This window comes from Sphingomonas floccifaciens (genome assembly GCF_042681125.1).
Classification (GTDB): domain Bacteria; phylum Pseudomonadota; class Alphaproteobacteria; order Sphingomonadales; family Sphingomonadaceae; genus Sphingomonas; species Sphingomonas floccifaciens.
In genome coordinates this window covers 1-17,308 of sequence record NZ_JBHUFC010000018.1, presented here as the reverse complement: position 1 = coordinate 17,308, position 17,308 = coordinate 1, and the positions used below count along the sequence as shown (strand labels likewise).

Genomic DNA, 17,308 nt, shown 5'->3' with positions numbered 1-17,308 from the left:
CCCCCTGACGAGGTCCGCACTCCGCTAATCTACGCCGCGAGTTGTGCCGAATGTTCTGACGACGGACAACGCGCCGGAGAGATCGATCCCTCGCCAACATCGCTCCTTTGCACGTCGAACACACGCTTTCTCCGGCGCAGCAGCAGGTATGAAGCGGGCAGGACGAACATCGACAACAGGGGCGCGGAGATCATGCCGCCCACCATCGGTGCCGCGATCCGGCTCATCACCTCCGAGCCTGCGCCATGACCGATCAGGATCGGCACGAGCCCGACGATGATCACGGCCACCGTCATGGCCTTGGGCCGCACCCTCAACAGTGCGCCTTCGCGAATGGCGGCCAAAACCTGCTCGCCGGTTGGCGCCTCATGTTCAGCGAGCGCGCCGCGGAGATATATCAGCATCACCACGCCGAACTCAGCCGACACGCCGGCGAGCGCGATGAACCCGACCGCCGTCGCGATCGACTGATTGAATCCGAGCAGGTAGAGCAGCCAGACGCCGCCTGTCAGCGCGAAGGGCAGCGTTCCCATGATCAGCGTCGCTTCGTCAAGACGCCGGAAAATCGCGTAGAGCAGCGCGAAAATGATGATGAGCGTTGCCGGAACGACGATCTTCAGCCGCTCAGCTGCACGCTGCATATACTCGAACTGCCCGGCATAGGCGATCGACACGCCGGGTGGCGCCTTCACCTGGGCGGCGACCGCCTTGCGGAGATCGTCGACGACCGAACCGACCGCGCGCCCGCGCACGTCGATATAGACCCAGGTTGAAAGCCGGCCATTCTCGGATTTCAGCATTGGCGGGCCGTCGGCGATCGCCAGCCTGGCCACCGAGCCGAGCGTGATCTGCTGGCCCGACGGCGTGAGGACCGGCAGCGCTTGCAGGTCCTCGACGCTGCTTCTGATACCGCGTGGGTAGCGGACGTTGATCGGATAGCGCGCCAGTCCCTCGACGGTGGTTCCGATCGTCTCGCCGCCGATCGCGCCCGAAACCATCGACTGCACATCGGCGATGTTGAGCCCGTAGCGGGCCGCGGCGGCCCGATCGATCTCGACATTGATGTAGCGACCGCCGGTGAGCCTCTCCGCGAAGGAGGAAGAGACGCCAGTTACGGACTTTGCCACCGTCTCGATCTGCCGAGCAACCTGGTCGAGCGCCTTCAGGTCCGAGCCCGAGACTTTCACGCCGATCGGGCTCTTGATCCCGGTCGCCAACATGTCGAGCCGGTTGCGGATGGGCGGCACCCAGACGTTGGTCAGCCCCGGCACGCGAACAATGCGGTCGAGTTCCGCGGTTAGTTTATTCGGCGTCATGCCCTTGCGCCACTGATCGCGAGGCTTGAACTGGATCGTGGTCTCGAACATCTCGATCGGGGCGGGGTCCGTCGCGGACTCGGCGCGACCGGCTTTGCCGAACACGGTCGCGACCTCCGGCACGGTCTTGATTAGCCGGTCGGTGCGTTGCAGCAGCTTCGATGCTTCGTCGACCGAGAGCCCGGGCAGGGCCGACGGCATGTACAGGAGGTCGCCCTCGTCCATCGCCGGGATGAACTCGCTGCCCAACTGGCTTATCGGCCATGCGGCGCTCAGCAACACCAGCAGCGCGATCCCCAATGTGGCCTTGGGCCGCGATAGCACCCAATCGAGCGCCGGCCGGTAGGCTCGGGTCAGCGCACGGTTGATGAAGTTGTCCTGCTCGGCGGGGATGCGGCCCCGAATGAGCCAACCCATCAGCACCGGCACCAAGGTGATCGAGAGAATTGCCGCCGCCGCCATCGCATAGGTCTTGGTGAACGCAAGCGGCGCGAACAGCCGTCCCTCCTGCGCCTCGAGCGTGAAGACAGGCATGAACGACAGCGCGATGATGAGGAGGCTCAGGAACAGCGAAGGCCCGACCTCCACCGCGGCTTGGGTGATGACGTTCCACCGCTCGCGGCCAGTCAGGCGCTCGCCTTCATGGCCATGCTCCCACTGCTCGATGCGCTTGTGCGCGTTCTCGATCATCACGATCGCGGCGTCGACCATCGCGCCGATCGCGATCGCGATTCCGCCGAGCGACATGATGTTGGCGTTCAGCCCCTGCGCGCGCATCACGATGAGCGCGGCGAACACGCCCAGCGGCAATGTGAGGATCGCCACCAGCGCTGAGCGCACGTGCCAGAGGAAGAGGCCGCACACGAGCGCCACGACGATGAACTCCTCGACCAGCTTGCCGCTGACATTCTCGACGGCACGATCGATCAATTGCGACCGATCGTAGGTCGGCACGATCTCGACGCCCGGCGGCAGGCTTGCCCTCAAGTTGCGCAATTTCGCCTTGACCGCCTCGATTGTCGCTTGCGCGTTCTTGCCGGAGCGCAGGACGATGACGCCGCCCGCGACCTCTCCCTGGCCGTTGAGTTCGGCAACGCCGCGCCGGATCTCCGGCCCGAGCTGGATGGTGGCGACGTCGCCCAATGTCACCGGCACGCCGCCGGCGGCCGTTCTGAGCGGGATGGCGCGGAAATCGTCGAGCGAGCCGAGGTAGCCGCTCGCGCGAACCATGTATTCCGCGCCCGCCATTTCGACGACCGATCCACCCGCCTCCTGGTTGGCGCGCCGGATCGCCTCGACCGCCTGCTGGTAGGTTATGCCGAAGCCCGCAAGCCTGACGGGGTCGAGCTGGACCTGATACTGCTTGACCATGCCGCCGATGCTGGCGACCTCGGCGACGCCGGGAACGGTCTTCAGCTCGAAGCGGAGGAACCAGTCCTGGAGCGAGCGCAGTTCGGCAAGATCGTGCCGCCCCGTTCGATCGACGAGCGCATATTCGTAGATCCAGCCGACGCCGGTCGCGTCGGGTCCTAGGGCGCTCTTCGCACCGTCGGGCAAGCTCGCCTGCGCCTGGTTGAGATATTCGAGAACGCGCGAGCGCGCCCAGTAGAGATCGGTGCCGTCCTCGAACAGGATGTAGACATAGCTGTCGCCGAAGAAGGAATAGCCGCGCACGGTGCGTGCGCCCGGCACGGACAACATGGTCGTCGCGATCGGATAGGTGACCTGGTCCTCGACGATCTGCGGTGCCTGGCCCGGATAGGTGGTGCGGACGATCACCTGCACGTCGGATAAGTCAGGCAGCGCATCGACCGGGGTGGCCCGCATCGCGAACACCCCGGCGATGACGAGCAGCGCGGCCCCGATCAGTACGAGGAAGCGGTTGGCGACTGACCAGCGAATGATCCGCGCGATCATCGTTCGGAACTCCGCGTAATCGTGCGCAGCACCGGACCTTGCGCCTCCTGATCGAAGGAGAAGGTGACTTCGTCGCCTTTCTTGAACCCCCGCAGCATGGCGGGATAGGAGACGCGGAAGGTCATGGTCATCGCCGGCCATTTCAGCGCCGGCACCGCCTGGTGCTGAAGCGTTACGCTTCCGGCCGTGATCGTTTGGATCGTTCCGGTGGTCCGGTATCTGCCTTGCCGCCCGTCCGATTTGTCCGGGGTCATCGCGCTGGCTTGATCGATCGGTCTCGCTTCGACGCCGGCGAGGTTGGCCTCGGAGTCGATCAGGAACTGGCCCGATTCAACGACCTTCTCGCCGTCGGCGAGGCCGGCGAGAATCTCGGTCTGACCGCCGGCGCTGCGGCCGGCGCGCACTTCGGCGGGACGGTAACGACCGTTCGGAAGCGCCAGCATGACAAGCGTCCGGGTGCCGGTGCGGATGACCGCTTCGCTCGGCACGAGCAGCGCGGATTGCTGCTGTGCGTTGAAGGAGACGTTGGCGAACATGCCGGGCCGCAGCCTGCCGCCCCGGTTCGGGATTTCGATACGGGCCGTCAGCGTGCGGCTCGCGACGTCCGCCTGCGGCAGGATCGCGGTGACCTTGCCGGTCAGCGTTTCTCCCGGAAAGGCGGTCAGGGTCACCTCGGCCGGTGTGCCGAGCTTTATTTGACCGGCCATCGTCTCAGGAACGGCGGCGTTCACCCAGACGGTGCCGAGCCCGTTGACTTCGGCGAGCGTCTGTCCCGCCGCCAACGTCATGCCCTGTCGCACGTTCAACGTCTTCACCGCACCCCCGACGGGGGTCCGGATGGTCGTGACGTTGCGCACCCGTCCGCTCCGGCTTACCGCCGCGACCGCGCCCGGGTCCATGCCGAGAAGGACGAGCCGCTCGCGTGCGGCCCGCGCCAGTTCGGGGTTGCCGCTGCGCTGGAGCGCCAGCAATTCCTGCTGGGCGCCGCCCCATTCGGGAACGAGCACGTCAGCGATCGGCGCGCCGGCGCGCACGATGTCATTGGGGGCCAGACCGTAGACGCGTTGGACGAAGCCGCCGGCGCGCGCCTGCACGATGGCGATGTTCCGTTCGTTGTAGTCGACGGTGCCGGTGGCGACGAGGCCACCCGGCAGGCTGCCGAGTTTCGCCTCGACGATCCGGGCGCCGAGATTCTGAACGGCGCCGGGGTCGATCGACACGCCGGGCGCAACAGCGCCGCCCTCGTCGGCATATTTGGGGATGAGCTTCATCCCCATCGACGACAGACCGGGGCCGTCGTGGTGCTCGGCCGGGACCATCGGATCATACCAGTAGAGGATCTTGCGCTCGCCCGTCGCCGAGGCGGACGCTTCGTCAGCGGGACGTGTCGCGAGATACCCGCCAGCGCCCGCGGCGAGCACGGCGGCGGCGATGCCGGCGCCGATGACGGCGCGGCGCTTCTTGTTCGGGGTCATTGCGGTGTGTTCCCGTAGGTCAGGTTGATCCGGATGCCGTCGCGCACGACCATGGCTTCGCGGTCGAGCTCGTCGATCTCGGCGTCGGCGACCGCGACGGTCATCCCCAGTGCGGTGCCGAGATCGACCCGGCCGGCGGCGTAGCTTGCCTGGTCTAGCTTGGCGCGTTCCACTGCGAGCGGCACGAGCACGTCCTTGGCGCGCTTGTATCGTTCATGGTGGGCACGATGCTCCGCGAGATCGCCCAGCAGCTTGGCGCGCAGCTCCCGCTCGGCGCCAGCTCGCGCGAGCCGCGCAGCGTTGGCCTGCTCGGCGCGCGCAGCAATGATGGGGTCTTGTCGGTGCTTGGCGAAGAGCGGCAGCCCGATCGACACCCCGACCGACACCATATCGGAGAAGCTCGGCTCGCGATTGCCGTAGCTCAAGCTCACCGAAAAGTCGGGCCGCTTTTCGGCGCGTGCGAGGCGGACGTCGGCGTCGGCCTGGGCCGTCGCGGCGTCCAGCGCTTGCAGCTCGGGCAGGCCGTCGATCTGCGCCACAAGACGATCGGGATCGATGGTCCACTCGGGCGGGGCGCCGGTCGCACTTGGATCCGGGTCCCCGGTCCACCGGCCAAGCTCGGCTTTCGCCCTTGCGATCTCGACGGCGAGCTCGTCGCGGCGATCGGCCACATTGGCTTTGAGCTGCTTGGGTTCGAGACCCTGCGAGGGCCTGGCGCTGCCGGAGGTCACCCGCGCCGCGACCGTTCCCGCTATGTCGTCGATGCTCCGGTCAAGCAGGTCCAGGATGGCAAGGCGTCGCTCCGCGAAATAGAGATCGACCCAGGCCAGCGCCGTCATCGTCCGGACGTCCTTGGCCGTCACCGCCGCGGCCGTCTGTGCGGCGGCGATGTCCGCCTGGGCTCTGCCAAGCCGCGCATGGCGCTTAGCGAGATTGGGGATATCCTGGGTGACCCCGACCGAGCGCATCGTCATGAAGTCGCGCGTGAGCGAGAAGGCCTCGTCGCGCGTGACCGGCACGTTCTGCAGCGCGAGATCGAGCTTGGGATCGGGCAGAGCATCGGCCGCGTCCGCGGCAGATCGCGCAGCGCGAAGCTGCGCATTGCGACCCGCCAGCCCGGGTTCGCTCGCCCTTGCCTTTTCAAGAGCTTGCTGGAGCGTCAAAGGCTGTGCCGTCGCCGGTTGTGCAACGAGGACTAACATGGCGCCTGTGGCGGCGTGGAGTCTCCCGATTCTCATGACGCGTAGTCGCATTCAGGTATTCCTGTTCTTGAGCCGCTGGCGCGCCCCGCGCTCGCTGTAGATGCGGCGATGCAACGACGTGAGGTCGTGCGGACGTGCGATCGGCTTGACCGGTTCGCGGAAGCAGGAGCCTTGATACCGGCGGGACAAGTCCCGCCGGTACGGTGCTACAATCCGCGCGCGCTCACGACCTGGGTGGGGGAGGGCACGGGCTAGCCGAATCGAGCGGTCTCGCTCCCGGCTGGCTGACGGTCGAGGGAGCGTTCGCCGATTCAACCCAAACGCGCCGGGGTGCCGTCAGCGGCGCACGGGGTCCAGGCTGTAGGGTCGAACGCCATTCGAAATGCCCGGGGGCAGCCTGCGCATTTGCGGCGGTCGAGGTAACGCTAGCGGCGACAATGGCGACAAGCGCGCCAACTACGTGACGAGAAAACATGATTCGTATCCTTGATCTGAGCGAGGCGTCTTCGGGCCTCGGACCGGGCACGAAAGACGGATTTCGGGCGTCAGATCAGGATGCTGGGTGGTTCCGGCAACGGCCCATAGGAGCGACCGTAAAGCCGGGCAGCCGAAGTCGGCGCATGAAGCGGTCGATACAGGCGGGGTTTGCCCGTAGTAATCAAATCGGGCTCGAGCGCCGCAGGAGGCATGCAGCCCATCTGTGCGATGCACTGAGGCGTCATGCCCTTGCAAGGCGCTTTTTCATGCGATCCCGCCTCAGGCATTTCCGAACAGTTCATCTCCGTCACGGCGGCCATGGGCGGAGCTGTAATGCTCAATGGCGCCATGGCCATCGCCGTCGATTGGCCCGAAAGGCCCAACGCCGCTAAAGCGATCAGGAAAAGGCTGAACAGTCGCACCACAAGGTGTAGTTTGCGGCCAACAATCCGAAAAGTCAAGTCGCGCCTTGCCCGATGCCTTTCGTTACCGCTGGGTTGACAAGCTCCACGGCGATCAAACCCAGACCCAACGAATGTAGGTCGTCAGGGCTGTACAAAGCAGCGGCAAGACAGCCATCGGGCGGCTCGTCAGTAGCCGTTTGGATGCTTTTTTGAACATCGCCCCTCGCGACCGCAAACCCGAACAGCGTCAGGGGAAAATGCCCTATATCGTGGCAATCACTGGGCCAAGCACCTCGGCCGCTGCGGAGGCGGACCCCGAACTGGTTCGGAGCAATAGGAGACGGACGAGTGTGATAGGATGCTATCAGGAGCGTGCGAGGATTGGTGGCGGCATGCATTCGAGGCTTTTGTTTGAGTGCATCTGTCAGCTTGTTCGCCGGCTCGCGGCGGATGCTGCGTATAAATAGGCAAATGAATCGCTCTTATCCGGGTGCACCATCCCGAACACCACTTTCTTAATGATATCGGTATGTTCAAGAGCGTACAGCTGCCACGTGTCCATGATATTCAGCGGTGGGCCTCATTCTATGGATTCGAATATTTATTAGCGCCCGGCTATTGCCGACCTCGCCGTCATTGGCGACTGACCTGATCCCGGGGATCGCGCCATTGCCGCTTAGCATGTCGTGCATGAACAGTGCCTGGACTTTGGGAAGGAAGAAACCGAAACCGTCGCGGCCGCGTAGTAGTAGGGACTGGCTCGCGCGATTGGGCCTTGACCCGGACACGGTGTCAGACCCCACATGCCTTCGGGGCGAAGGAGACATTGCGATGAATGACCCGCGCGCTCGCTCCCAAAGCACCGGTTGCGGCTGCTCCGGCAAGCGCACGCCCGATCCAGTCGCCGCCGATCGCGCCAGCTCGTTAGCGTCCTCATGCTGCTCGGGAAGGGCCAAGGCCGAACCGGTTCCGGTCGAGGATCACGCCGCGGCGCATGGCTGCTGCTCGGGAGGCAAGGCCGGGGACGCTGCGGTGACGGTCAAAGACCCGGTATGTGGGATGACGGTCGATCCGGCGAAAACGACGCACCACGCCGAGCATGACGGACACGCCTACCATTTTTGCAGCGCTGGATGCCGGACCAAGTTCACCGTCGATCCCGACGCCTATTTAGGCGGGCACGTCGGGCATCATCACGGCGACGCTGCGGCGCCGGTGACAGACCCGGTGTGCGGCATAACGGTCGACCCCGCGACGACGCCGCACCATGCCGAGTACGCGGGTAATTCCTATCATTTCTGTAGCGCGGGGTGCCGATCGAAGTTCATCGGCAATCCGGACGCCTATCTGAGCGATAAGCCGCGTCCCGAGCCGATGGCGACGCCAGGGGCGATGTGGACGTGCCCCATGCACCCGCAAATCCGCCAGGAAGGGCCGGGAACCTGCCCGATCTGCGGCATGGCGCTCGAACCGGAAGAACCGTCGCTCGATGATGCGCCCAACCCTGAGATGATCGATTTCACGCGCCGCCTGTGGGTGGCCGGCGTGCTCACGATCCCGCTGCTCGTCGTCTCGATGTTCGCTGAAATGCTGGGGCTCCACGTCGTCAGCCCCGCGGCTTCGCCCTGGGTCCAGCTCGCGCTCACCGCGCCGATCGTACTGTGGGCGGGATGGCCGTTCTTCGTCAGGGGGTGGAACTCGATCCGCACGCGCCACCTCAATATGTTCACGCTGATCGCGATCGGGGTGGGGGCGGCGTTCCTATACAGCCTGGTCGCGACGGTCGCGCCGGGGATCTTCCCCGCCACCTTCCGCGCGCATGGCGGAATGGTGCCGGTCTATTATGAGGCGGCCGGCGTCGTGGTGACGCTGGTGCTGCTCGGGCAAGTGCTGGAGCTGCGCGCGCGAGCCGCGACGGGGCGTGCAATCCGCGCGCTCATGGACCTCGCGCCGAAAACCGCGCGCCGGCTGAGGGCTGACGGCTCAGAGGAAGAGGTTTCGCTGGCCGATGTGGCCTTGGGCGATCGGCTGCGCGTCCGCCCTGGCGAAGCGCTGCCGGTCGACGGCGTGGTGGTCGAGGGCCGCTCCTCGGTCGATGAATCCATGCTCACCGGGGAGCCCGCGCCGGTCCTTAAGGAAGATGGCGCGTCGGTCACGGGGGGCACGGTGAACGGCACGGGAAGCTTGGTCATGGAAGCCCGCGCGGTCGGTTCCGACACGATGCTCGCGCGCATCGTCCGCATGGTCGCGGAAGCGCAGCGCAGCCGCGCGCCTATTCAAGCGGTCGCCGATCGCGTCTCGGGCTGGTTCGTGCCGCTGGTGGTGGTGATCTCGGCCGTCACCTTCGTTGTGTGGATGCTGGTCGGGCCGGAACCTCGCTTGGGCCATGCCCTCCTCAATGCAATCGCGGTGCTCGTGATCGCCTGCCCCTGCGCGCTCGGGCTCGCCACGCCCATGTCGATCATGGTGGGGACGGGCCGCGGCGCGCATGCCGGCGTGCTGGTCAAGAATGCGGAAGCTTTACAGGCTTTCGAGAAGGTCGATACGCTGGTCATCGACAAGACGGGCACGCTCACCGAAGGCAAGCCCAAGCTGGTCGCGGTCGAGGCGGTCAACGGCACCGATGAAAGCGAGCTGCTGGCCCTCGCAGCCGCGGTCGAGGCACAATCGGAACACCCGCTCGCGCACGCGATCGTCACCGGCGCGAGCGATAGGGGGGTGCAGCTCGGCCGGGTCGAGGACTTCGCCTCGCAAACCGGTCTGGGTGTCAGCGCCAGCGTGAACGGCCGCCAGATCGTGATCGGCAACGCCGCGCAGATGCGACGGGTCGGGGTCGATCCCGCGCCGATCGAAGCCTCGGCCGATCGTCGCCGGCGCGAAGGGGCCGGCGTCATGCTGGTGGCGGTCGACGGCACGCTCGCCGGTCTGCTCGCGGTAGCCGATCCGGTGCGGTCCACCGCGCGCGACGCCATTGCGACGCTCCGGCGCGAAAAGCTGCGCGTCGTCATGCTCACCGGCGACAACGCGACGACGGCTGATGCGGTCGCGCGCGCCGTGGGGGGCTTGGACGATGTTCGCGCCGATCTGCGGCCAGAGGACAAGGCCCGGATCGTGGCGGAGCTGAAAGCGAAGGGCGTCGGGGTCGCTATGGCCGGCGACGGGATCAACGATGCCCCGGCGCTCGCCGCTGCCGACGTGGGCCTGGCGATGGGCACGGGAACGGACGTGGCGATCGAAAGCGCTGGCATGACGCTCACCCGCGGCGACCTGTCGGCGATCGTTCGCGCTCGGAAGCTGACGCACGCGACCATGCGGAACATCCGTCAAAATCTGTTCTTCTCATTCCTGTTCAACGGCATCGGCGTCCCGGTCGCGGCCGGGGTGCTCTACCCGGTTGCGGGTATCCTGCTCTCACCGATGCTGGCGGGCGCGGCGATGGCGCTTTCGTCGTTCACCGTGGTCCTCAACGCGCTTCGGCTAAATGCGGTGAAGCTATGAACATCGGGGCGGTCTCGAACGCGAACGGCGTATCGCAACGCATGATCCGACATTACGAGAAGATCGGGCTCGTGCCGCCGCCGGCCCGGCGCGGGAACTACCGCGATTATAGCGACACCGATGTTCACGGGCTGCATTTCATCGCCAACGCGCGCGACCTTGGGCTCCCGATCGAATGTACTCGCGCGTTGCTCGGTCTTTGATCGGATCGCGAGCGGTCGAGCGCCGAAGTGAAGGCGCTTGCGGAAACGCGGGCCGTCGAACTGGGCCGTAAGGTTCGCGCGCTCGATGCGGTGCGCCGCTCGCTGCTCGAGTTGGCGAGGGCCTGCCACGGCGACGATCGGCCCAATCGCTTGATTATCGAACGCTTGGAAGCCGATGGTGGCCGTCCGTATAATCATCTTCATAGTCGGTTCGACACCGCAAGCGACGAGAGCTGGCGCGAAAACGTTACGCTAAGCCCGGCGATCGGTCGATATGGTGCAAAGCGGCCTAAAACGTCCGAGCGGCTTCTCGCTCTTCCTCCAGAGAGAATCGCCGATCAGTTCAGCATGGTTCCAACGAAGAAGGGCCACGCGGGCAAGCAGCTCGTCGGGTAAAGCGACGTCCAGAGGCCGCAGGTGCCGGACGGCCCGGTGGAGATCAACGGTGTTACATAGCGCGACCGCTGCCGTGACCAGATCATCCCGGAGGTACCGCGCCTCAACGCGTGCAGCAGCTCGCGTCCGAACCGGCTTCTCGGGCGTCTTGTATCGGCGGGCAAGGAACGTCGGCGTAGGAACAAAATACGCAGCAGTCGCCAGTCAGCGGCCGCAGCACCGCCGCACAATGCCGGCAGTCATAGAAGAACTGGCAGGCGTTGGTGGGCATCGTCTCGGTCGCGACCCCGCCGCACTTGGGGCAGGTCAGAGTGGAGATGAGCAGCATTAGGAAAGCGCCTTTATCAGGGGCGCTTCGAGGCGGTCCCATACCAACGCGATCAGGGCTAGAGCCGTGCCGATCGAGAGCACGATCGCTGTTGTACTGGAGGGTAGCGGCAACGTGCAGGACCGGTCCGCAGCACAAGCCCTTCGGCGCCGTGCATAGGCCCACCATCCGGCACCCAGGCCGAGGAGCGAGAGCACCGTTAGCGGCCAGCGCAGCGGCATCAGCGCGGTGAAGCTGCTGGACAGGCCCGCTCCTACACCGAGCGCCGCGAGAGCGAGCGGCAGGATGCAGCAGGATGCGGCGGCTAGGACCGCGCCGAAACCTGCCAGCGCGCCGAAGGTAGACAACCCTGCATCGGCGCGACGTGGCGGCGGCGGTGCGTTCGAGGTCCCGTGCAGAATAATTCGTTCGTTCATCATTCGTCTCCGGCCGAATACCCGCTATGCCACCTGTAGCGGCTACAGGAGCAAGCGGAATATGGGCATTGCGATCGGCGAGCTATCGCGCCGGACCGGCGTGAACATCGAGACGATCCGCTACTTCGAGCGCGTCGGCGTTCTCGAAAAACCGCCCCGCACGAGCGGCGGGCGGCGGATTTACGGAGCCGACCACGTTCGCGCCCTTCAGTTTATCCGTCGCGCGCGCGAGCTTGGTTTCAACCCGGCCGAGGTGCGCGCGATCCTGTCACTTGGCGGGCCGGCGCAGGCGTCATGCAGTGATGTTCGCCAGATTGCGGCTTTCCACTTGGAGCGGGTTCGCGGCAAGATGGCGGATCTGGCGCAGCTCGAAAGCCTGCTTGCCATTACCATCGATCGTTGCGAGGGTGACGGAACGGTGAGTTGCGCCGTGATCGACTTGCTTGACCAACACGCGACTGCATAGGTTTCGAAATCGGCCGGGACTGTTGAAAAGCAGCCGACACGTCGGCCTCACCCCTGTGTCCCACTCCCGGACGTGAAGGAGCGGCGCCATGACGGGCACGGCCTGCGGGAGCGGCCGTACTGACCCTCCTGCTTTGGCGCCACCGGATCACGCTGCCTCGCGTTCGCTCCCGACAAATGCCGGTAGAAGGTAGAGCGCCTGACCTGCAGCAGATTCGCGACCTTGGCCGGACTGACTACGGCGACGAGCAGCTTGCGTGCGGTTTCGAGGATGTCTGGCGTCATTGCGATTTGACGGTCGCCACCGGGCCGCCCTTGGCGCAAGCCGCCTCGAGGCCGGTGCTGATCCGCTTATTGAACTTGCCCGCTGGACAGATCGGCGATGGCTTCGTCAGGAACGCGGTGTTGGAAGACCTTCACGGCCGGGGTGGGTGAAAACATGGCCTCATTTGCGGAGAGGGGCAAATTAGTCATCCTGACACGCTTGCGCCGCTCTCATCCGGCGATCCCACTTCCCGATCTAACGCGGCACGGGATTAGCGCCGACCGCCTTTTTCAACAGCCCCGATCCGTTTTGACCCTCTTGCAGGATAGCATCCCCTTCTCAATCTCGCCGTTTCTGGTATCGTGGAAACGAGGAAGCGAGTCGCGTTCTGCGCTCGTAGGTCAGGGGATACCGCAATGAAAAGCTGGATTGCCGCTGCGACGATCGTGCTGACTGCTGTGCCCGCGCTGGCGCAATGGACACCGACCGACGATGTGATGATCGTGGAAGCGAAGGGCGATGGTGCTTGGGCTGTCACCTGCCAACTCCAGGACCGCAAGGGCGCAACCGTCTCCAGGGAGGTGAGGGGCGGCAAGAAGGGATGGCAGCGCCTCACGCAACTCGACGCACGCGGCGGTCAATGTTCCTATCAGGCTGCGCCCGATCGTCCCCTGACGATCAGGATGCGCGGCGGGCTCTACGCTTGCCCTCTGCCGACCGTGAGCAAGGGCTGGTGCGAACAAGCCGTCGCGGCAGGCGGGTCGGGGCAGTTCGATATAAAGCGCCGCGATCTCTGATGCCCGCGATGTTCCTGCCGTTGGTCGGCTGCGACGTTTCCGCTACAGGCGAATGATGGAAATGAAGCAAGCCGTCACCGCCCTGTCCGCGCTCGCCCATGAGGGGCGGCTGTCGGTGTTTCGCATGCTGGTTCAGGCCGGCCGCGAGGGCATCGCAGCCGGGGAGATTGCGCGCCGCCTCGACACGCCGCCCAACACCCTGTCGGCCAACCTCACGATCCTTTCGCACGCCGGTCTGATCGAGAACCGGCGGGAAGGCCGCTCGGTGATCTACTCGGCCCGCTACGGGCATATGACCGAGCTGCTCGAATATCTGATGAAGGACTGCTGCGGCGGCCATCCCGAGGTCTGCGCGGCGCTCGCCGACGTCGTGCTGCGGAGCCGCTGCGATCTGGAAGGCACCGCATGACTGGCCCGATCAACGTGCTGGTGCTCTGCACCGGCAACTCCGCCCGCTCGATCCTGGGCGAAGTGATCGTGAACCGATTGGGAGAGGGGCGCTTTCGCGGCTTCTCGGCCGGCTCGTTCCCCAAGGGCGAGGTCCATCCGGGCGCGCTGCGGCTGCTCGCGCGCTACCGCTATCCGACCGAGGGCTTGCGTTCCAAAAGCTGGGACGAGTTCGCCGGGCCGGACGCGCCGCAACTCGATGTGACGATCACCGTTTGCGACAATGCGGCTGGCGAGGTCTGCCCGGTGTGGCCCGGCCGTCCGGCGACGGCGCATTGGGGCTTGCCCGATCCGGCCGCTGTCACTGGCGACGACGCGGCCGTGGATCGCGCCTTCGAGGCGACCCACGACGCGCTTGAACGTCGGATCGCGCGCCTGGTCGAGCTGCCCGTGCGCGAGCTGGACGCGCCGGAGCTGCGCCGTCGCCTGCAAGCCATTCACGAAGAAGCGGACGCGCCGGCCTGATCCGTCGCGCGCAAAGAAAGGCTGGAACCGTGGACGCCGAAGTCGTCATCTACCACAACCCGGACTGCGGCACGTCGCGCAACACGCTGGGCCTGATCCGCAACGCCGGTATCGAGCCGGTCGTGATCGAGTATCTGAAAACGCCGCCCGCGCGAGAAAAGCTCGCGTCGCTGATCGCATCGGCGGGCCTCGCCCCGCGCGACGCGCTGCGCCGGAAAGGCACGATCTACGAGGGTCTGGCGGACGAAGACCCCGTGTTCGGCGACGACGCGCTTCTCGACGCGATGATGAAGCATTTGATCCTCATCAACCGGCCGTTCGTCGAAACCCCGCTGGGCGTGCGCCTCTGCCGCCCCTCGGAAGTCGTCCTAGACATTCTGCCGCGCCCCCAGCTCGGGGCGTTCGCCAAGGAAGATGGCGAGCGGGTCGTGGATGAACACGGCGCGCGCGTCGCCGACCGCGAAAGATAAGCCCATGTCCACCGTCGCCCCCGTCGCCGGCCCCGCGCCGGCGCGCCCCGGCATCGGCACGTTCGAGCGGTATCTGTCCGTTTGGGTGGCGCTCTGCATCGTCGCCGGCATCGGGCTGGGGTCGCTGATGCCCGGCGTGTTCGCCACGATCGCTGCGGCCGAGGTCGCGCGGGTCAACCTGGTCGTCGCCGTGCTGATCTGGCTGATGATTATCCCGATGCTGCTCAAGATCGACTTCGGCTCGCTCGGTAGCGTGCGCCAGCATTGGAAAGGGGTGGGCGTCACGCTGTTCATCAACTGGGCGGTCAAGCCGTTCTCGATGGCGGCGCTCGGCACCTTCTTCATCGGCTGGCTGTTCGCGCCGTTGCTGCCGGCCGGGCAAGGCCCGTCCTACATTGCCGGGCTGATCCTGCTCGCCGCCGCGCCCTGCACGGCGATGGTGTTCGTGTGGTCGAACCTTTGCGACGGCGAGCCTACCTATACTCTGTCGCAAGTCGCGCTGAACGACGTGCTGATGGTGTTCCTGTTCACGCCGCTCGTCGCGCTGCTGCTCGGCGTCGCGGCGATCACGGTGCCGTGGGACACGCTGCTGATCTCGGTCGCCCTCTACATCGTCGTGCCGGTGATCGTCGCGCAGGTGATCCGGCGCGGGCTGCTGGCGAGCGGGGGGCAACCCGCGCTCGACCGGCTGCTCGCACGCCTTGGGCCGGTGTCGTTGGTGGCGCTCTTGGCGACGCTGGTGCTGCTGTTCGGATTCCAGGGCGAACAGATACTGGCCCGCCCGCTGGTGATCGCGCTGCTCGCCGTGCCCATCCTCATCCAAGTCTATTTCAACGCCGGCCTCGCCTATTGGCTGTCGCGCCGGTTCGGGGTCGCATGGTGCGTCGCCGCCCCAGCCGCGCTGATCGGCGCGTCCAACTTCTTCGAGCTGGCGGTCGCCGCCGCGATCTCGCTGTTCGGCCTCAACTCGGGCGCGGCGCTGGCGACGGTGGTGGGCGTGCTGGTCGAGGTGCCGGTGATGCTCTTGGTCGTCTCGATCGTGAAGCGGTCGCGGGGGTGGTACGAGCGGGGTGCTGCCGCCTGATGCTGACGGCGCTGGTCTATGTGGGGGCCGCGCTCGCCGAGATAGCGGGCTGCTTCGCCTTCTGGGCGTGGCTGCGGCTCGGCAAGTCGCCAGTATGGCTGGGGCCGGGCATCGCGTCGCTGATCCTGTTCGCTTGGCTGCTCACGCGGGTCGATGCCGCTGCGGCCGGTCGCGCCTATGCCGCTTATGGCGGCATCTACATCTGCGCTTCGCTGCTGTGGCTGTGGGCGGTCGAGGGGGTACGGCCTGATCGTTGGGATTTGGGCGGTGCCGCACTCTGCCTTGTCGGCACCTGCGTCATTCTGCTCGGGCCGCGCGCCGCATGACGGGATTGCGCGTCCACCGGCTCGATGCAAACGACATGGGCGAGCTGCGCAACGCGCTCGCCGCCTCGGACCTGCCCGTCGCCGATCTGGCCGAACCCGGCCGCGCCTTCTTCCGGTTTGATGACGGCGCGGGCCTGGTCGGCTATGGCGGACTCGAAGGCGAAGGAGCCGATCGCCTGCTCCGCTCGGTCGTGGTCGTCGCCGATCGGCGCGGCGACGGGCTCGGCCGCGCCATGCTGACCGCGCTCGAAGCCCGCGCGCGGGAGCTGGGCGTTGCCCGCCTTAACCTCCTCACCAACACGGCCGCGCCGTTCTTCGCCGCCAATGGCTACGCCGCGGCCGACCGCGCCGCGGCTCCTGCGTCGGTCGCCAGCTCGCGCGAGTTCACCGCGCTCTGTCCCGCCTCGGCCGCCTATCTCGTGAAAGCCCTCTGATGCCGCTGCGCCAGCTTCCCGATCCCGACAGCCTGCCCGCGCTCGATCGGCGCTATGCGATCGACCGCCCCGCCCTCGGCCTGGGCGCGGGTGATCCCCCGCCTCGTATCCTGCTGCTCTACGGGAGCCTGCGCGAGCGGTCGTTCTCGCGGCTGTGTGTCGAGGAAGCGGCGCGGCTGTTGCAATTCTTCGGGTGCGAGACGCGCATCTATGATCCCTCGGCGCTGCCGCTGCCCGATCAGGTCGCCGGCGACGATCATCCCGCCGTCCACGAACTGCGTGAGCTGTCGATGTGGTCGGAAGGGCATGTGTGGTGTTCGCCGGAACGCCACGGGCAAGTCACCGGAATCATGAAAACGCAAATCGACCATCTGCCGCTCTCGATGGGCGGGATGCGCCCGACGCAAGGCCGCACGCTCGCCGTCATGCAGGTGTCGGCCGGGTCGCAGTCGTTCAACAGCGTCAACACGTTGCGCGTCCTCGGCCGCTGGATGCGAATGTTCACGATCCCGAACCAGTCGAGCGTCGCCAAGGCGTTCAACGAGTTCGATGAAGCCGGGCGCATGAAGCCGTCCAGCTATTACGATCGGATCGTGGACGTGATGGAGGAGCTGGTGCGGTTCACGGTGCTGCTGCGCCCCCATGCCGGCCAGCTCGTGGATCGCTATTCGGAGCGGAAGGAAGCGAACCGGCCTGTCGATCCCGCCGTTGATCTATCGGCCATTGCGCTGGGCCAAGGCTGCGCTCGCCAATAGGGCAGGCCGGTCATTGCCCCGCTCCCGGCTCTGCCGACATCGAGCCAGGTCGAGCAAAACAGGCTCGTATTTTACATAATCTATGTTATCGGACTGGCAGATTGTAGGCGCTAAGTAGAAATGACACTGCTCCGCTAGATAGAAGAGGCACACAGTGCCAGCGGGTCG

The 17,308-nt window shown here is 66.1% G+C and carries 17 protein-coding genes and 1 pseudogene; 11 read left to right on the top strand and 7 right to left on the bottom strand.

The features are described 5' to 3' along the window. Positions 1–29: 29 nt before the first annotated feature. The 4 genes from ACFSC3_RS17325 to ACFSC3_RS17310 all read right to left on the bottom strand — a co-directional run bounded on the left by ACFSC3_RS17325 (position 30) and on the right by ACFSC3_RS17310 (position 6,809). Positions 30–3,233 carry an efflux RND transporter permease subunit gene (locus ACFSC3_RS17325; RefSeq protein ID WP_380941561.1) on the bottom strand — a complete coding sequence of 1,068 codons (3,204 nt, stop codon included), beginning with the start codon at positions 3,231–3,233 and terminating at the stop codon, positions 30–32. Beyond that, on the bottom strand, positions 3,230–4,708 hold the full coding sequence (locus ACFSC3_RS17320) for an efflux RND transporter periplasmic adaptor subunit (protein ID WP_380941560.1): 1,479 nt from the start codon (positions 4,706–4,708) through the stop codon (positions 3,230–3,232). The genes ACFSC3_RS17325 and ACFSC3_RS17320 overlap by 4 nt, the downstream gene beginning before the upstream one ends. After that, positions 4,705–5,961, bottom strand: a complete 1,257-nt coding sequence (locus ACFSC3_RS17315; protein WP_188659492.1) for a TolC family protein — start codon at positions 5,959–5,961, stop codon at positions 4,705–4,707. The genes ACFSC3_RS17320 and ACFSC3_RS17315 overlap by 4 nt, the downstream gene beginning before the upstream one ends. A gap of 494 nt (positions 5,962–6,455) precedes the next feature. Continuing rightward, a complete protein-coding gene (locus ACFSC3_RS17310; protein ID WP_380941559.1) occupies positions 6,456–6,809 on the bottom strand; it encodes a hypothetical protein in 354 nt (117 codons plus the stop codon). 1,014 nt (positions 6,810–7,823) lie between these two features. On the opposite strand from ACFSC3_RS17310, the gene ACFSC3_RS17305 reads away from it, so the two are divergent. Beyond that, a complete protein-coding gene (locus ACFSC3_RS17305; RefSeq protein ID WP_380941558.1) occupies positions 7,824–10,289 on the top strand; it encodes a heavy metal translocating P-type ATPase in 2,466 nt (821 codons plus the stop codon). Next, positions 10,286–10,660 (top strand): annotated as a pseudogene (locus tag ACFSC3_RS17300) (MerR family transcriptional regulator); the annotation flags it as partial. The gene ACFSC3_RS17305 and the pseudogene ACFSC3_RS17300, both read left to right, overlap by 4 nt. Positions 10,661–10,744: 84 nt before the next feature. On the opposite strand, the gene ACFSC3_RS17295 reads toward ACFSC3_RS17300, so the two are convergent. Genes ACFSC3_RS17295 through ACFSC3_RS17285 form a run of 3 tightly spaced genes read right to left on the bottom strand, consistent with a single transcriptional unit; the run spans position 10,745 to position 11,632 of the window. After that, entirely contained in the window at positions 10,745–10,969 is a 225-nt protein-coding gene (locus tag ACFSC3_RS17295; protein ID WP_229664639.1) for a Tn3 family transposase, read from the bottom strand. A gap of 22 nt (positions 10,970–10,991) precedes the next feature. Further along, on the bottom strand, positions 10,992–11,216 hold the full coding sequence (locus tag ACFSC3_RS17290) for a GDCCVxC domain-containing (seleno)protein (protein ID WP_308419350.1): 225 nt from the start codon (positions 11,214–11,216) through the stop codon (positions 10,992–10,994). Next, positions 11,216–11,632, bottom strand: coding sequence for a mercuric transporter MerT family protein (locus tag ACFSC3_RS17285; protein ID WP_188660023.1), 417 nt, complete (start codon positions 11,630–11,632; stop codon positions 11,216–11,218). The genes ACFSC3_RS17290 and ACFSC3_RS17285 overlap by 1 nt, the downstream gene beginning before the upstream one ends. Positions 11,633–11,693: 61 nt before the next feature. Here ACFSC3_RS17285 and ACFSC3_RS17280 point away from each other — a divergent pair, with 61 nt between their 5' ends. From ACFSC3_RS17280 to arsH, 9 genes are all read left to right on the top strand, one after another. After that, on the top strand, positions 11,694–12,098 hold the full coding sequence (locus ACFSC3_RS17280; protein WP_188659489.1) for a MerR family transcriptional regulator: 405 nt from the start codon (positions 11,694–11,696) through the stop codon (positions 12,096–12,098). Positions 12,099–12,778: 680 nt separating this feature from the next. Beyond that, positions 12,779–13,159, top strand: a complete 381-nt coding sequence (locus ACFSC3_RS17275) for a hypothetical protein (protein ID WP_188659488.1) — start codon at positions 12,779–12,781, stop codon at positions 13,157–13,159. 52 nt (positions 13,160–13,211) lie between these two features. Next, positions 13,212–13,568, top strand: coding sequence for an ArsR/SmtB family transcription factor (locus ACFSC3_RS17270; RefSeq protein WP_380941557.1), 357 nt, complete (start codon positions 13,212–13,214; stop codon positions 13,566–13,568). After that, positions 13,565–14,071: an arsenate reductase ArsC gene (locus ACFSC3_RS17265; RefSeq protein ID WP_188659486.1), complete on the top strand. Its 507-nt coding sequence runs from the start codon at positions 13,565–13,567 to the stop codon at positions 14,069–14,071. The genes ACFSC3_RS17270 and ACFSC3_RS17265 overlap by 4 nt, the downstream gene beginning before the upstream one ends. A 29-nt stretch (positions 14,072–14,100) precedes the next feature. Next, entirely contained in the window at positions 14,101–14,541 is a 441-nt protein-coding gene (gene arsC, locus ACFSC3_RS17260) for an arsenate reductase (glutaredoxin) (protein WP_380941556.1), read from the top strand. 4 nt (positions 14,542–14,545) lie between these two features. Continuing rightward, positions 14,546–15,625: an ACR3 family arsenite efflux transporter gene (arsB, locus tag ACFSC3_RS17255; protein ID WP_380941555.1), complete on the top strand. Its 1,080-nt coding sequence runs from the start codon at positions 14,546–14,548 to the stop codon at positions 15,623–15,625. After that, entirely contained in the window at positions 15,625–15,951 is a 327-nt protein-coding gene (locus tag ACFSC3_RS17250) for a YnfA family protein (RefSeq protein WP_188659483.1), read from the top strand. Before arsB ends, ACFSC3_RS17250 begins: the two co-directional genes overlap by 1 nt. Continuing rightward, complete coding sequence (gene arsN2, locus ACFSC3_RS17245; RefSeq protein WP_188659482.1) at positions 15,948–16,385, top strand: arsenic resistance N-acetyltransferase ArsN2; 438 nt, start codon at positions 15,948–15,950, stop codon at positions 16,383–16,385. The genes ACFSC3_RS17250 and arsN2 overlap by 4 nt, the downstream gene beginning before the upstream one ends. Further along, on the top strand, positions 16,385–17,140 hold the full coding sequence (gene arsH / locus ACFSC3_RS17240; RefSeq protein ID WP_380941554.1) for an arsenical resistance protein ArsH: 756 nt from the start codon (positions 16,385–16,387) through the stop codon (positions 17,138–17,140). Before arsN2 ends, arsH begins: the two co-directional genes overlap by 1 nt. Positions 17,141–17,308: the final 168 nt, after the last annotated feature.

Bases quoted from the DNA above. Each gene is read 5' to 3' on its own strand.
- ACFSC3_RS17320 (WP_380941560.1), bottom strand. From the start codon at position 4,708: ATGACCCCGAACAAGAAGCGCCGCGCCGTCATCGGCGCCGGCATCGCC.
- ACFSC3_RS17280 (WP_188659489.1), top strand. From the start codon at position 11,694: ATGGGCATTGCGATCGGCGAGCTATCGCGCCGGACCGGCGTGAACATC.
- arsH (WP_380941554.1), top strand. From the start codon at position 16,385: ATGCCGCTGCGCCAGCTTCCCGATCCCGACAGCCTGCCCGCGCTCGAT.
- ACFSC3_RS17270 (WP_380941557.1), top strand. From the start codon at position 13,212: ATGATGGAAATGAAGCAAGCCGTCACCGCCCTGTCCGCGCTCGCCCAT.
- ACFSC3_RS17265 (WP_188659486.1), top strand. From the start codon at position 13,565: ATGACTGGCCCGATCAACGTGCTGGTGCTCTGCACCGGCAACTCCGCC.
- ACFSC3_RS17250 (WP_188659483.1), top strand. From the start codon at position 15,625: ATGCTGACGGCGCTGGTCTATGTGGGGGCCGCGCTCGCCGAGATAGCG.
- ACFSC3_RS17275 (WP_188659488.1), top strand. From the start codon at position 12,779: ATGAAAAGCTGGATTGCCGCTGCGACGATCGTGCTGACTGCTGTGCCC.
- arsN2 (WP_188659482.1), top strand. From the start codon at position 15,948: ATGACGGGATTGCGCGTCCACCGGCTCGATGCAAACGACATGGGCGAG.
- ACFSC3_RS17290 (WP_308419350.1), bottom strand. From the start codon at position 11,216: ATGCTGCTCATCTCCACTCTGACCTGCCCCAAGTGCGGCGGGGTCGCG.
- ACFSC3_RS17285 (WP_188660023.1), bottom strand. From the start codon at position 11,632: ATGAACGAACGAATTATTCTGCACGGGACCTCGAACGCACCGCCGCCG.
- ACFSC3_RS17325 (WP_380941561.1), bottom strand. From the start codon at position 3,233: ATGATCGCGCGGATCATTCGCTGGTCAGTCGCCAACCGCTTCCTCGTA.
- ACFSC3_RS17315 (WP_188659492.1), bottom strand. From the start codon at position 5,961: ATGCGACTACGCGTCATGAGAATCGGGAGACTCCACGCCGCCACAGGC.
- arsB (WP_380941555.1), top strand. From the start codon at position 14,546: ATGTCCACCGTCGCCCCCGTCGCCGGCCCCGCGCCGGCGCGCCCCGGC.